This is a genomic window from Neobacillus drentensis (genome assembly GCF_036965245.1).
GTDB lineage: Bacteria > Bacillota > Bacilli > Bacillales > Cytobacillaceae > Neobacillus > Neobacillus drentensis_G.
This window is the reverse complement of record NZ_JBALPG010000006.1, coordinates 35001-48976: the sequence shown is the minus strand read 5'-3', so window position 1 is coordinate 48976 and position 13976 is coordinate 35001. Positions and strand designations below refer to the sequence as shown.

Below are 13976 nucleotides of genomic sequence, written 5' to 3'. Positions count from 1 at the left end.
TGCAAGAACTTCGTAAAAAGCGGAGAAAAGAGGATATCCCTGATTGACTAAGAATTTTCCGGACTTTTTAACCAGCTTGCCGGCATAGTTGTCGGCAGGCTTTTTTATGTGGAAAAATTGTTAAAATTTTTGACGTAAGCGCTATAAAGTATTACGGTAAATATAAATGTAAATTAAAATCTTAATTCTCCAATCCAATCATGATAAATCCCGGCTATGACATAGCACGATATAGCAGATTTTTTATTCTTTATTGGAGAAGGTTAGAAGTTGCTCATCGGCTTTTTTTTCTGTAAAATGAGACGAATGCATGATTAATTTTTATAAAAGGGGCGATTATTGTGGCAAAGGTATACGTCTTCGACCATCCATTGATCCAACACAAGCTTACTTACATACGTGATAAAAACACAGGAACGAAAGAGTTTCGCGAGCTCGTAGACGAAGTGGCAACATTGATGGCGTTTGAAATCACAAGGGATATGCCGCTTGAAGATATCGAGATTGAAACACCGGTATGTAAGACAAAGTCGAAGGTTCTGTCTGGGAAAAAATTAGGATTGGTTCCGATTTTACGGGCTGGAATTGGCATGGTAGATGGAATGCTGAAATTAATTCCGGCTGCGAAGGTAGGCCATGTCGGATTATACCGTGACCCGGAAACACTAAAACCAGTGGAATACTATGTTAAGCTTCCAAGTGATGTAGAAGAGCGCGACTTCATTGTTGTCGATCCGATGCTGGCAACAGGCGGTTCTGCCATTGATGCGATCCATGCCTTGAAAAAGCGCGGAGCCAAACATATCAAATTTATGTGCTTAATTGCCGCACCTGAAGGCGTTGAGGCTGTAAAGGCAGAACATCCGGACGTCGATATCTACATCGCTGCCTTGGATGAAAAACTGAACGACCACGGCTACATCGTGCCAGGCCTTGGCGATGCCGGCGACCGGTTGTTTGGAACAAAATAAGTTTTTGGAAAAAGTCGAGTGTGACCGCTCGGCTTTTTTTGTATTGCGAGAATCTGGGTTAAATGAAAAAACAGCCAATGTCCACGAAAAATGAGCCAATAAGGTGAAAAAAGAAGTCCAAATCCCCAAGGGAAATGAGCCAATAAAGTGAGAAAAAGAGCAGAACCTCAAGAAAATAATTAATCAAACTTTTTAACCAAAAAATAAGGCAAAAATTATGAACTCGCCGCTGGCAGTAGAGCATAGAGATGTAGCGAAAAATTTACTCCATTCACTTAACCTTCCCTCGACCGGGGCAAAACGGAACACTCAATACTTTATTCTGCCCGATTGCATATTTTCCCCTTTAAAAGAAAACGATATGAAAAAAGGGGAATTTATTACATGAAGCTGCTGCTCGCCATCCTTCTCACGCTGCAAACTCCAAAAACTCTTATCCACCCGCCAATCTCTAAGTCCAATCAGGAGACAATCGCGATTGTCATCCTGGAAAAACCGCAATCCGAACAGGAAATCAAACAGCTTATCCGGCCGTATAAAGATGTGAGGCTTCGTCGTGTTTTCCAAGAGGCGATTGATGGCTTTTCGATCCAAGGCAGCCCGCAGACAATTGCTGAGCTTGCCGAGCAAAAACGTGTCTTAAACGTCTCGCCGGTTACCCAGTATAGGGTGGAAACCGAGGAGAGTGTCAAGATTATTGGCGGCGAAGAGGTGCGCGGTTATTTTGATCAAAAAAATGAACGGCTGACAGGAAAAGGGGTGACGGTTGGGGTCATCGACACCGGGGTTGATTACACTCATCCGGATTTGAAGCGAAATTATGCCGGCGGCCATGACCTGGTCGACAACGATCGGGATCCGATGGAAACACTCGCCCAAGGTAAAGCAACTATCCATGGCACTCATGTTGCCGGCATCATTGCTGCCAATGGAAAAATTAAAGGCGTTGCACCAGAGGCGAAAATTGTCGCCTACCGTGCACTCGGGCCGGGTGGCGGCGGGACAACGGAGCAGGTGCTCGCAGCAATTGATCAGGCGATTAAAGATAAGGTCGATATTGTTAATCTGTCGCTCGGGAACGATATTAACGGGCCGGACCTGCCGATCAGCCTCGCCCTTAACCGCGCTGTCGATAAAGGTATTGTCGCGGTGGCGGCTTCCGGAAATTCCGGACCGAATGTGTGGACGGTCGGCTCGCCGGGGACAGCCTCGAAAGCCATATCTGTTGGCGCATCGACACCAACGATGGAGATTCCTTCTTTATTAATAGAAGGAATGCAGGATAAAATTCGTCTTCAGCCGATGGAAGGCTCTGGTCAATGGGCGATCGACCGCACCTTAGAAGTCGTGGATGGGGGACTGGGCAGGAAAAGTGATGTCAAACATGTTCAAGGGAAAATTGCCCTCATTAAGCGAGGAACATTGACGTTTTCGGAAAAAGCAGCCAATGCCCTTGAAGCGGGGGCTAAAGCTGTGCTGATTTACAATAATATGAGCGGTGGCTTCATGGGAAACCTCGATACTCAGCTGACCATCCCTGTCGGCTCACTCGCGAAGGGTGACGGAGTTATTTTGCAAAAAGAATTAAAAAACCGCCGGGTGACAGCAAGGGTATTGGTGAGCGAAGAGAGGGACCGGCTCGCGGATTTCAGCTCAAGGGGGCCGGTAACGGGAACGTGGGAAATCAAGCCGGATATTGTTGCTCCGGGTGTAGCGATTAATTCGACGATTCCGGGCGGGTACTTAAGCTTGCAGGGGACGAGCATGGCGGCGCCGCATGTGGCTGGGGCGTGCGCGTTAATCAAGCAGGCGCATCCGGATTGGACACCGGAGCAAATTAAGGCGGCGTTGATGAATACGGCGAAACCGCTGGTGAAACAGAACGAGGGCACTGCGGGATTATCGGAGAAACGTACGGTTAGCGAAGGGAGTGCGAAAATAAGCGAAGACGCGATCGAATCCCCCTATTACCGTACGTTCGAGCAAGGCGCCGGCCGAATCCAAGTGAATGAGGCGATCAAAGCAGCATCGCTCGTGTCACCGAGCAGCATCCGGTTTGGGAAGTTTACTGGTGAGAGCGGCAGTCACAAAGCAGATTTACATGTTGAAAATACGAGTGAAATGGTGCAGCGATACTCATTTTCTATACCGGAGCAGGTGGATGGGCTCACGTGGCGGTTTCCGTTATCGTTTACCTTGGAGCCGAAGCAATCAAAGGAGATCACGATGGAGTTAATGGTGGACCCGAAAGTGTTTAAGGGAAAGATTCATGACGGCTTTTTAAGTTTGCAGGCAGGAAGGAAGACGATTCAGATACCGTATTTGTATGTGCTCGAGGAGCCGGGATATCCAAGGGTGATGGGGTTTGATTTTGCAGAAGGGGATAGACCTGGGGAGTATCGGTATGAGGTTTATTTGCCTGGAGGGGCAGAGGAATTTGGGATTGCATTGTTTAACCCAGAGGATTACCGTTTTGTTGGCTTTTTAGATACGCTGACAAATGTGAAAAAGGGGTTAATCCGCCAAACGCTCTCTGCGGAACAGCTGCCAGCCGAGGGTTCTTATCTAGTGAAGATTTTTGCGAAAAAGGCGGGTAAAGAGGACTTTATCGAGAGAATGATTGTGATTGAAAAAAAGAAAGAGTAAGGTGTAGGGTTGTCAGTGGTCCGCCCCTCCCGGCCTGCCTTGGTTTGGTTACATTTCTTTTTTTAAATGTTCACAAAATAGACACAATTTAGACCTGAAACGTTCAATATTTACAATACAATGATAGTGTAAACTGAATTTTTTAAATCAATGAAATTTCGGGAAATTGCATGTGGATTAATTCACGTAAACTCATTGACATTGAATGGTGCCTATTGTATGCTAACAAAGGGTATAAATGGTAGGGTTTTCATTATTTTCAGAAAAAAAATATCTGTGAAAAACACCTCTATCAATTTCCCTAAATACCTCAAGTCCGTTGCAGATTCTCTTAAAAATAAGGAGAGAATAGAATGCAAAAAGACCGCAATTCATTTAAGGCGATGGCCCTAATGTCCGCAATACTCTCGCAGCTTGTGGGAGCCACTCTTATCGGTATTTTTTCAGGAAGATGGTTGGACCATCATTGGGGCACAGAACCAATTTTCTTAATAATCGGATTGTTCATCGGGCTTACGGCAGGTATTTATTCTATGCTTGTATCGATCCGCCATTTCTTTTCAGGAGATTAACCAACCATGCCGGAACTTCAATTTAAGTTTTCAAGACAGCGAAGATGGATGTTTTTTTTATTGTCTTTTTATGTACTCGGCTGGGGGTTCACGTCGTACAAATCTATCTTTCTGGGATTGGTTTTAGGGACGAGCTTGAGCCTCTTTAATTTGTGGTTAATGGTTCGTAAAATGAATCAGTTTGGTGAATCGATTTCACAAGGGAAAAAGGTACGGTCACTTGGATCTTTTTCAAGGTTTGCGTCGGCGGCACTGGCCGTGATAATTGCTATGAGGTATCCGGAACATTTTCACCTTATTAGCGTGGTTATAGGGTTAATGACATCCTATATTGTCATTATAATAGATTTTTTTTATACAAAGAATTAAAAATACATTAAAAAATGTGGAAGCGAGGTGAATATTGTTGGAACACGAAGCACCAATAGTTGAATTTCTAGGGCTGTATTTTAACATGGCTAACGTTTTGATGATCACTGTTGCCTCTGTCATTGTCTTTTTAATTGCGGTCCTATCTACTCGCAAGCTTGCCATGAAGCCGACAGGCATCCAAAATTTTATGGAATGGGTAATGGATTTTGTTAAGAATATTATTAACAGCACGATGGATTGGAAAGATGGCGGGCGATTCCATATTCTTGGGATTACAATCATGATGTATGTCTTTGTAGCCAATATGCTCGGACTACCATTTTCAGTCGTGATCGACGGTAAACTTTGGTGGAAATCACCAACTGCCGATCCAGCTGTAACGTTAACACTTGCCATATTAGTAGTAGGTTTATCCCATTTTTATGGGGTAAAGATGAGAGGTATGTCTGCATACGGGAAGGAATTCTTTAAACCGTTCTGGTTTATGTTCCCAATTAAAGTGATCGAGGAGTTTGCCAATACTCTGACGCTTGGTCTCCGTCTTTACGGAAACATTTATGCGGGTGAAATTTTATTAGGTTTGCTTGCAGGAAGTCTGGCAACCGGTGTGGGCGGACATTTAGCCGCAATCGTACCGATGCTGGCATGGCAAGGCTTCTCAGTCTTTGTCGGTGCCATCCAGGCATTTATTTTCACTATGTTAACAATGGTTTACTTGTCTCACAAAGTGAGCAGCGACCATTAATATAATCGTTCATTATATGAACAAAAAAATACAATTTTTTATACATTTTAAGGAGGAAAATTACAAATGGGTTCTTTAGCAGCAGCAATAGCAATTGGTTTAGCGGCACTAGGTGCTGGTATTGGTAACGGTCTTATCGTATCTCGTACAGTTGAGGGTATTGCTCGTCAACCAGAAGCTCGTGGTATGCTTCAAACAACAATGTTCATCGGGGTTGCGTTAGTTGAGGCGATTCCTATCATCGCGGTTGTTATCGCGTTCATGGTTCAAGGTAAATAATTTTAACCAATAAACGTTCAAAAAATGGCGAAGATCATTTCATGAGAACCTTCGCCATTCGTTTATGTTTGTATTCACTGTTGTAATAGTGAAAAGGGTGTCAGGCACCGTTTTACACCTACTCATCAGGGAAATGGTAATTAGGGTGTCAGACACCATCATGTTTTTGAAAATTATCTGATTGATATATTTGTTTTGAACGACTCTTGAAGGGAGTGAACCCGAGGTGTTAACAAGCAGTCTTGTATTAGGTACAGCAGAACATACCGGTATTAATACTGGTGATATTCTATTCCAGTTAGCTATGTTTATCGTCTTGATGTTATTGCTGAAAAAGTTCGCATGGGGTCCGTTAATGGGCATTATGAAAGAACGTGAAGCACATGTAGCAAATGAAATTAACGCTGCAGAAAACAGCCGTCAAGAAGCGAAAAAACTTTTAGAAGAACAACGTGCTCTTTTAAAAGAAGCACGTACAGATGCACAAGGCTTGATCGAATCAGCGAAAAAGCAAGGCGACTTGCAGCGTGAGGAAATCATTGCTACAGCCCGCGGCGAAGCTGAACGTATTAAAGAATCAGCTAAGCTTGAAATCGAGCAGCAAAAAGAAAAAGCGGTTACCGCTATTCGTGAACAGGTTGCCCAGCTTTCTGTCTTAATTGCCTCTAAAGTAATTGAGAAGGAATTGAGTGCAGCGGATCAAGAAAAACTCATTAACGAATATATTCAAGAGGCAGGAGAAGGCCGATGAGTAGCTCTATGGTAGCAAAACGCTACGCGTTGGCTCTTTTACAAATTGCGAGAGAACAGCAGCTTCTTGGAGTAATAGAAGAAGAACTTCGTGTAGTGAAGGAAGTTGTACTGTACAACCCTGAATTAAAAGCTGTTTTGAAATCTTCTAAGCTTTCGATTGAAAAGAAAAAGGAGATTATCGTACAGGCTTTTGCTTCAGTGAGTGTATATGTACGCAATACACTGATGATCTTAATCGACCGTCACCGTGAAGACCAAATCGTTGATGTGGCAAATGAATTTTTAGCACTGGCAAATGAAGAAATGGGTATTGCTGAGGCTGAGGTCACAAGTACACGTGCCTTAACAGATGCTGAGCGCAGCGCATTATCTTCTGTATTTGCTGCTAAAATTGGCAAAAAATCACTAAGAATTGAAAATATCGTTGATTCCAATTTGCTTGGAGGCGTAAAGCTTCGTATTGGAAACCGTATATATGACGGCAGCTTGCGTGGCAAGCTCGATCGTTTAGAACGTAAATTGTTAAGCTAAGATTCGTAGATAGGGGTGAAACTCATGAGCATCAAAGCTGAAGAAATCAGTGCCCTGATAAAAAAGCAGATTGAAAACTATCAGGCAGAAATTCAAGTGACTGATGTCGGTACAGTTATCTCAATTGGAGACGGTATCGCTCGTGTTCATGGCCTCGACAATGTCATGGCTGGAGAACTTGTTGAATTTTCGAACGGCGTTATGGGTATGGCACAAAACCTTGAAGAAAATAACGTCGGTATCATCATTCTTGGACCTTACACCGAAATTCGTGAAGGTGACGAAGTACGCCGTACAGGCCGCATCATGGAGGTTCCCGTTGGTGAAGCCTTAATCGGACGGGTTGTGAACCCATTAGGACAGCCAATCGATGGTATGGGTCCAATCAACACAACCAAAACGCGCCCAATTGAAGCAGTTGCTTCAGGCGTTATGGCTCGTAAATCCGTTCATGAGCCATTACAAACAGGTATTAAAGCGATTGACGCCCTTGTGCCAATCGGACGCGGCCAGCGTGAGTTAATCATTGGTGACCGTCAAACAGGTAAAACATCTGTGGCCATCGATACAATTTTGAACCAAAAGGGTCAAAACATGATTTGTATCTATGTAGCCATCGGCCAGAAGGAATCAACTGTTCGTAATGCTGTTGAAACACTTCGTAAATATGGCGCATTAGACTACTCAATCGTTGTAACTGCTTCGGCATCACAACCAGCTCCATTGCTATTCTTAGCACCATATGCGGGCGTTGCGATGGGTGAAGAATTTATGTACAATGGCAAACACGTATTAATCGTATACGATGATTTGTCAAAACAAGCGGCTGCATACCGTGAGCTTTCATTATTGCTTCGTCGTCCTCCAGGTCGTGAAGCGTATCCAGGGGATGTTTTCTACTTGCACTCCCGTTTATTAGAGCGTGCAGCGAAATTGAACGACACACTTGGTGCCGGTTCAATCACAGCATTGCCATTTATTGAAACACAAGCAGGTGACGTTTCTGCTTATATCCCAACAAACGTTATCTCCATCACTGATGGACAAATTTTCTTACAATCAGACCTTTTCTTCTCCGGTGTACGCCCAGCGATTAACGCAGGTCTTTCCGTATCTCGTGTAGGGGGATCCGCACAAATCAAGGCGATGAGGAAGGTTGCAGGTACACTGCGTCTTGACCTTGCATCATACCGGGAGTTAGAAGCATTTGCTCAGTTCGGTTCTGACTTAGATAAAGCAACACAAGCGAAACTTAACCGCGGTGCACGTACCGTTGAGGTCCTAAAACAGGATCTTCACAAGCCGCTTCCTGTTGGAAAGCAAGTTGCGATTCTTTATGCATTAACACGCGGCTTCCTTGATGATATTCCATTAGAGGATATTCGTCGTTTTGAATCTGAATTCCATAATTGGTTAGACCACAACCGCAAAGAGTTGTTAGACCATATTACAGAAACGAAGGATCTTCCTTCCGATGACGATATGGCTTCTGCAATCAACGACTTTAAAAAGACGTTTGCAGTTTCCGAATAAGTATAGGGTCTGACATAAGTTTAGGCAGAAGCATCTTTCGTAAGCTCAACCCTGAGTTCCTTTTTCAAAAAAGAAGGCGGGAGGTGCGGATGCCAGACATTCTTTGAATGAGGGTGGTGAGAACCTATGGCATCATTACGCGATATAAAAAATAGTATTAATTCTACGAAAAAGATGAGTCAGATTACGAAAGCAATGGAAATGACTTCTGCTGCGAAATGGAATCGTGCCGTGATGAATGCAAAGGCATTTGTTCCTTATATGGAAAAAATCCAGGAAGTAACGGCATCGATTGCAATCGGATCAGGCGGCGTGATTCATCCAATGCTGACGTCTCGTCCAGTTAAGAAAACCGGTTATATTGTCATGACATCTGACAGCGGACTTGCTGGCGCGTTTAACAGTAACGTCATTCGTAAAGTTCATCAAACCATCCAAAGCCGTCATAAATCGAATGATGAGTTCGCGATTATTGCAGTCGGAAGAGTTGCCCGTGACTATTTTGCCAAGCGCGGCATGAACGTAGTCCTTGAAATGATTGGGCTGCCAGCTCAGCCAAACTTTGTTGATATTCAGGACGTGACGCGCAGTACGGTGGGAATGTTTGCTGATGGCGCATTCGATGAACTATATGTATATTACAGTCATTATTTAAGTGCGATTTCGCAGGAAGTGACCGAGAAGAAGCTGCTTCCACTATCGGATTTATCCACTTCTCACAAGCTCATTTCCTATGAATTTGAGCCATCTGCAGAAGAAATTTTGGAAGTTCTCCTGCCACAATATGCGGAGAGCTTAATTTTCGGAGCTTTACTTGACAGTAAAGCAAGTGAGCATGCTGCCCGGATGACAGCCATGAGAAACGCAACAGATAATGCAAAAGAAATGATTAAAAATTATTCACTAATTTACAACCGTGCCCGTCAAGCAGCGATTACACAAGAAATCGCCGAAATCGTCGGCGGTGCGGCAGCATTAGAATAGTATTTTTTTACCATTTGGTGCCTGACACCATTGATACTCTTACGATGGTGGCAACATCAGAAAGTTATTTTTTGAAAAAATTTACCCGGTAATAAGGGTTTGACTAGATTTTGAGGAGGGAAGGCTTTGTCCGTTCCCTACTCATTTTTGTTCACTTGAGCACATGGCGAGGACCACACTGAGTTCGTTTTTAAATGAAAAAGGTGGGTTCAGCTAAAGAGTATGTTAGGAGGGAAAACGATGAACAAAGGACGCGTTCTTCAGATTATGGGTCCGGTTGTTGACGTTAAGTTTGAAAACGGCCAGCTGCCTGAGATCTATAACGCATTGAAAGTGGTTAGCAAAGCGCATTCTGCATCAGAAGTTGATATCAACTTAACCCTTGAAGTAGCCCTTCATTTAGGTGATGATACAGTTCGTACGATTGCGATGGCTTCCACTGATGGTTTAACTCGCGGCTTGGAAGTTGAAGATACTGGTGCACCAATTTCTGTACCGGTTGGTGATGTGACACTTGGTCGTGTATTTAACGTATTAGGTGAAGCGATTGACCTTGTAGAGGATGTACCTGCAAGTGCCCGCCGTGATTCGATTCACCGCGAAGCGCCAACATTTGAAAATCTTTCTACAGATGTAGAAATTCTTGAAACTGGTATTAAAGTAGTAGACTTGCTTGCTCCATATATTAAAGGTGGAAAAATCGGTCTATTCGGTGGTGCGGGTGTAGGTAAAACCGTATTAATCCAGGAATTGATCAATAACATTGCTCAAGAGCACGGCGGTATTTCAGTATTCGCCGGAGTTGGTGAGCGTACACGTGAAGGTAATGACCTCTTTCATGAAATGACGGATTCAGGCGTTATCAAGAAAACAGCGATGGTATTCGGACAAATGAATGAGCCCCCAGGTGCACGTATGCGTGTTGCTTTGACAGGTTTGACAATGGCTGAATATTTCCGTGATGACCAGGGACAAGACGTGTTGTTCTTCATGGATAACATCTTCCGTTTCACGCAAGCAGGTTCTGAGGTATCTGCCCTTCTTGGCCGTATGCCATCTGCCGTTGGTTACCAGCCAACTCTTGCAACTGAAATGGGTAAATTACAAGAACGTATCACGTCAACTAATAAAGGTTCTGTTACATCGATCCAAGCGATTTACGTTCCAGCCGATGACTATACTGACCCGGCTCCGGCGACAACTTTCGCTCACTTAGATGCGACTACAAACCTTGAGCGTAAGCTTTCTGAGATGGGTATTTACCCAGCGGTGGATCCGTTAGCATCAACTTCTCGTGCATTGTCACCAGAGATTGTTGGCGAAGAGCACTACAATGTAGCACGCCAAGTGCAGCAAACATTGCAGCGTTACCGTGAATTACAGGATATTATCGCGATTCTTGGTATGGACGAACTTTCTGATGATGATAAGTTAGTCGTACTCCGTGCGCGCCGTATCCAGTTCTTCTTATCACAAAACTTCCACGTTGCTGAGCAGTTTACTGGCCAGCCAGGTTCATATGTACCTGTAAAAGAAACCGTTAAAGGGTTTAAAGATATCCTTGAAGGTAAATATGATCATCTTCCAGAAGATGCGTTCCGTTTGGTCGGTCGCATTGAAGAAGTGGTTGAGGCTGGAAAACGCATGGGTGTAGAAGCGTAAAGTACGCCAGGAGGGTAAAAAATGAAGACGATTAAAGTCAGTGTTGTTACTCCCGATGGCCCGGTGTATGATTCAGATGTGGAAATGGTTAGTACGAAGGCTCAGAGTGGTGAGCTGGGAATTTTACCTGGACACATTCCGATGGTGGCTCCGCTCGAAATTGGTGCTGTTCGTTTGAAGAAGGATGGCAAGACGGAATTGATCGCGGTCAGCGGTGGATTTTTGGAAGTTCGTCCGGATCAAGTGACGATTCTTGCCCAATCGGCAGAGAAAGAATCTGATATTGATGTGGAACGTGCCCTAAGAGCGAAGGAACGTGCAGAACAGCGTTTGCATGAACAGAAACTCGACCATATCGATTTTCGACGTGCAGAGCTTGCGATGCGACGCGCCATCAATCGCCTCGCCGTATCGGAACATAGATTTTAGTGATATTTAAAAAAAAGCAGGACCCCTCTGAACAGCACAATTTGTGTTGTCTGGAGGGGTTTTTGTTTTTGGTAAAAGAATTCGGGGGATAAGAGTTGGAATTTGAGTTTGGATATGAGGTGGTATGTTTTTAGCATATTCAATATGTCCAATCTAGATATCCGGCTTTTTATGTGGGTAGTTATGGAGTGGAAAGTAATATTGCAAAAGTGGAAAGTAAATGGTGGGAAGTGGAAAGTAAAATTGTGAAAGTGGAAAGTAAAATTGTGAAAGTGGACAGTAAATTGTACCAAGTGGAAAGTAAGTAAGTGATTTTTTTAAAAAAAGTATCCTAAAAGGCAATCAAGGTAGTAAGACCGAAATATGTTTGACCGAAAAAAAGGGTTCAGTGGAAAATGCCTGATAAGATTTTATTAAATAAAGGAAATCTAAGAGGGTTTGTGTCTGAAAAAGGTCAGATTTTATAAAAAATTTAGTTGACTAGTCTTGCTCTGACACTTTAATGATAGGAAAGGACTAGTTTTGGTGTAAACGGCATGAAGTGGACTCTTATGCATATGATGATAGGGGAAATAGCTAGGAAGAGGGCTGATGAGATTCGATGATTAATATAGTGATATAAGTAATATTTGTAGCTGACACATATTGAAGATGGTAGTGGAGTTTAGTCTGTTATCGTATTTTTCCATGTTAATAATAAAATGTGAACATTTAATGACAATTATCACAGACAATTGACTTGTTATGTAATTTAATAGGGGTTGTTGTCGAATGAATAGGGCATTGCGGGTTCTTGAGAAAACAAATCGAGGAACGTAATCTTTCAATGACGTTCTAGATCACGAGAACAAGGTTGAATAAGTATGGTTCGCTCTTGCGTTATCTCTGAGGCGGCTTCAAGAAGCCTCACATAGAGATTACGGAAACGTTCAAGAAGGGACACCATGTCTACAGCCCAGTTATGGTGTAAATTGTAATTCTATTTCCAAATGCCAAAAGCTATCGGATTCCTGCGTCTCTTCTGTTACTGAGGCTTGCAAAATTTTCATTTTTAAGTCTTTTTTGAGAGCGAGCTTCCCAAACTTTAAAATGGAAAATTAAGCGGTAAATAGAATTCCAATTTTAAGTAAATGGCTTGTCGACACAAGTTTGTAACAATGCTATAATGAATTCGGTTACAATATTCATTAGTATGAAAATTTACAACATTGGAGGGGATGGACATGGAACTTCTAAATGTATATCAGAATAATTATCTGATAGTTTTTGTGTTCCTATGTCTTGGGGTGCTGCTGCCTGTGGTGGCGTTATATTTGGGGAAACTTCTGCGTCCGCATATGCCTAGTGATGCGAAGAATACCACATACGAGAGCGGTATTGAGCCATTTCACGATTCCCGTGTACAGTTCAATGTCCGCTATTATATTTTTGCCCTAATGTTTGTTATTTTTGATGTAGAAACGGTGTTTTTATATCCATGGGCTGTCGCTTATGATAAACTAGGCATTTTTGCACTCGTCGAAATGTTAATTTTCGTAGCGATGCTGATAATTGGCCTAGCGTATGCTTGGAAAAAGAAGGTGCTACGATGGATCTAAAACTAGAAGATTTAACACCTGAGGAAATGAAAGAGTTAGAAAGAAATGTATTTTTTGCAACGCTGGAGCAAATTAAGGGTTGGGCACGAAGTAATTCCTTGTGGCCAATGACATTTGGTCTGGCTTGTTGTGCGATTGAAATGATGGGTGTTGGGGGAGCGAACTATGACCTTGACCGTTTTGGATCGTTTTTCCGGACATCACCAAGACAATCGGATTGTATGATTGTATCTGGTACGGTGACAAAGAAAATGGCGCCAATATTACGCCGTTTGTATGATCAAATGCCGGAGCCAAAATGGGTCATTGCGATGGGGTCTTGTGCGACTGCCGGAGGTCCGTATGTCAAATCTTATTCCGTTGTGAAGGGTGTCGACCAAATCGTACCTGTTGATGTATATATTCCTGGATGCCCGCCAAACCCGGCTGCATTAATTTATGGAATTAATAAATTAAAAGGAAAAATTCGTTATGAAGCGAAGACAGGGAAGAAGGTGATTTAATCAATGAGCGGGGAAAAAGATCTCGAACAATTAAAGAGAGAAGCTGCTGAAAAGGCCAAAGCTGCGGCGTTAGCAAAGCGTAAGGCGAAGGAAGCAGGCGAAGCTTTGCCGAAGCAGGATGAGATGCCGGCCGAGCCGAAAAAGGTTGAAACGCCGGCCGTGGATGCACCACAGGCCCCGTCTGCTGGAGATGATGCTGACTTGGCGAAGAAAAAGGCAGCGGCGGCAGCGAAAGCTAAGGCAGCGGCACTAGCGAAGAAGAAAAGGGAAGGCATTAGCGAGGAACCTGCCCCAGAATCGGCCGCACCTGCTTCAGAGCAAGCGACAGAAGCCACACCAGCAGCAGAGGAAACCCCATCTGCAAGCGATGCTGACGACTTAGCGAAGAAAAAAGCAGC

General features: G+C 43.5%; 14 protein-coding genes and 1 pseudogene. All 15 read left to right on the top strand.

The genetic code is table 11. The features are described 5' to 3' along the window. The first annotated feature begins 341 nt into the window (after nucleotides 1-341). Nucleotides 342-971 carry a uracil phosphoribosyltransferase gene (gene upp, locus V7150_RS01190; protein WP_335512813.1) on the top strand — a complete coding sequence of 210 codons (630 nt, stop codon included), beginning with the start codon at nucleotides 342-344 and terminating at the stop codon, nucleotides 969-971. Between the two features lie 384 nt (nucleotides 972-1355). Beyond that, the gene (locus V7150_RS01185) at nucleotides 1356-3617 is read left to right on the top strand and encodes a S8 family serine peptidase (RefSeq protein ID WP_335512811.1); all 2262 of its coding nucleotides are present in this window, start codon (nucleotides 1356-1358) and stop codon (nucleotides 3615-3617) included. Nucleotides 3618-3970: 353 nt separating this feature from the next. After that, nucleotides 3971-4189 (top strand): AtpZ/AtpI family protein, encoded by a 219-nt coding sequence (locus V7150_RS01180; RefSeq protein WP_283920783.1) that lies wholly within the window; start codon nucleotides 3971-3973, stop codon nucleotides 4187-4189. A 6-nt stretch (nucleotides 4190-4195) separates the two neighbouring features. Further along, entirely contained in the window at nucleotides 4196-4558 is a 363-nt protein-coding gene (locus V7150_RS01175) for an ATP synthase subunit I (RefSeq protein ID WP_335512808.1), read from the top strand. A 37-nt stretch (nucleotides 4559-4595) separates the two neighbouring features. Next, a complete protein-coding gene (atpB, locus tag V7150_RS01170; RefSeq protein ID WP_335512806.1) occupies nucleotides 4596-5306 on the top strand; it encodes a F0F1 ATP synthase subunit A in 711 nt (236 codons plus the stop codon). Between the two features lie 66 nt (nucleotides 5307-5372). Continuing rightward, nucleotides 5373-5585 (top strand): F0F1 ATP synthase subunit C, encoded by a 213-nt coding sequence (atpE, locus tag V7150_RS01165; RefSeq protein ID WP_283920780.1) that lies wholly within the window; start codon nucleotides 5373-5375, stop codon nucleotides 5583-5585. A 226-nt stretch (nucleotides 5586-5811) separates the two neighbouring features. Beyond that, complete coding sequence (gene atpF, locus V7150_RS01160) at nucleotides 5812-6336, top strand: F0F1 ATP synthase subunit B (protein WP_335512796.1); 525 nt, start codon at nucleotides 5812-5814, stop codon at nucleotides 6334-6336. Further along, entirely contained in the window at nucleotides 6333-6869 is a 537-nt protein-coding gene (locus tag V7150_RS01155) for a F0F1 ATP synthase subunit delta (RefSeq protein ID WP_335512794.1), read from the top strand. The genes atpF and V7150_RS01155 overlap by 4 nt, the downstream gene beginning before the upstream one ends. Nucleotides 6870-6893: 24 nt before the next feature. Then, nucleotides 6894-8402, top strand: coding sequence for a F0F1 ATP synthase subunit alpha (gene atpA / locus V7150_RS01150; RefSeq protein WP_335512792.1), 1509 nt, complete (start codon nucleotides 6894-6896; stop codon nucleotides 8400-8402). Between the two features lie 126 nt (nucleotides 8403-8528). Then, on the top strand, nucleotides 8529-9386 hold the full coding sequence (gene atpG, locus V7150_RS01145) for an ATP synthase F1 subunit gamma (protein WP_335512790.1): 858 nt from the start codon (nucleotides 8529-8531) through the stop codon (nucleotides 9384-9386). 240 nt (nucleotides 9387-9626) lie between these two features. Then, on the top strand, nucleotides 9627-11048 hold the full coding sequence (atpD, locus tag V7150_RS01140) for a F0F1 ATP synthase subunit beta (protein ID WP_335512788.1): 1422 nt from the start codon (nucleotides 9627-9629) through the stop codon (nucleotides 11046-11048). A 21-nt stretch (nucleotides 11049-11069) separates the two neighbouring features. After that, the gene (locus V7150_RS01135) at nucleotides 11070-11477 is read left to right on the top strand and encodes a F0F1 ATP synthase subunit epsilon (RefSeq protein WP_335512786.1); all 408 of its coding nucleotides are present in this window, start codon (nucleotides 11070-11072) and stop codon (nucleotides 11475-11477) included. Nucleotides 11478-12700: 1223 nt separating this feature from the next. Then, on the top strand, nucleotides 12701-13075 hold the full coding sequence (locus tag V7150_RS01130; protein ID WP_283920773.1) for an NADH-quinone oxidoreductase subunit A: 375 nt from the start codon (nucleotides 12701-12703) through the stop codon (nucleotides 13073-13075). Beyond that, the gene (locus V7150_RS01125) at nucleotides 13066-13578 is read left to right on the top strand and encodes a NuoB/complex I 20 kDa subunit family protein (RefSeq protein ID WP_335512784.1); all 513 of its coding nucleotides are present in this window, start codon (nucleotides 13066-13068) and stop codon (nucleotides 13576-13578) included. Before V7150_RS01130 ends, V7150_RS01125 begins: the two co-directional genes overlap by 10 nt. 3 nt (nucleotides 13579-13581) lie before the next feature. Continuing rightward, nucleotides 13582-13976 (top strand): annotated as a pseudogene (locus tag V7150_RS01120) (NADH-quinone oxidoreductase subunit C); the annotation flags it as partial.

Coding starts and splice junctions, on each gene's coding strand:
- V7150_RS01175 (WP_335512808.1), top strand. CDS start 4,196: ATGCCGGAACTTCAATTTAAGTTTTCAAGACAGCGAAGATGGATGTTT.
- V7150_RS01130 (WP_283920773.1), top strand. CDS start 12,701: ATGGAACTTCTAAATGTATATCAGAATAATTATCTGATAGTTTTTGTG.
- atpA (WP_335512792.1), top strand. CDS start 6,894: ATGAGCATCAAAGCTGAAGAAATCAGTGCCCTGATAAAAAAGCAGATT.
- atpG (WP_335512790.1), top strand. CDS start 8,529: ATGGCATCATTACGCGATATAAAAAATAGTATTAATTCTACGAAAAAG.
- V7150_RS01135 (WP_335512786.1), top strand. CDS start 11,070: ATGAAGACGATTAAAGTCAGTGTTGTTACTCCCGATGGCCCGGTGTAT.
- V7150_RS01180 (WP_283920783.1), top strand. CDS start 3,971: ATGCAAAAAGACCGCAATTCATTTAAGGCGATGGCCCTAATGTCCGCA.
- atpD (WP_335512788.1), top strand. CDS start 9,627: ATGAACAAAGGACGCGTTCTTCAGATTATGGGTCCGGTTGTTGACGTT.
- V7150_RS01185 (WP_335512811.1), top strand. CDS start 1,356: ATGAAGCTGCTGCTCGCCATCCTTCTCACGCTGCAAACTCCAAAAACT.
- V7150_RS01155 (WP_335512794.1), top strand. CDS start 6,333: ATGAGTAGCTCTATGGTAGCAAAACGCTACGCGTTGGCTCTTTTACAA.
- V7150_RS01125 (WP_335512784.1), top strand. CDS start 13,066: ATGGATCTAAAACTAGAAGATTTAACACCTGAGGAAATGAAAGAGTTA.
- atpE (WP_283920780.1), top strand. CDS start 5,373: ATGGGTTCTTTAGCAGCAGCAATAGCAATTGGTTTAGCGGCACTAGGT.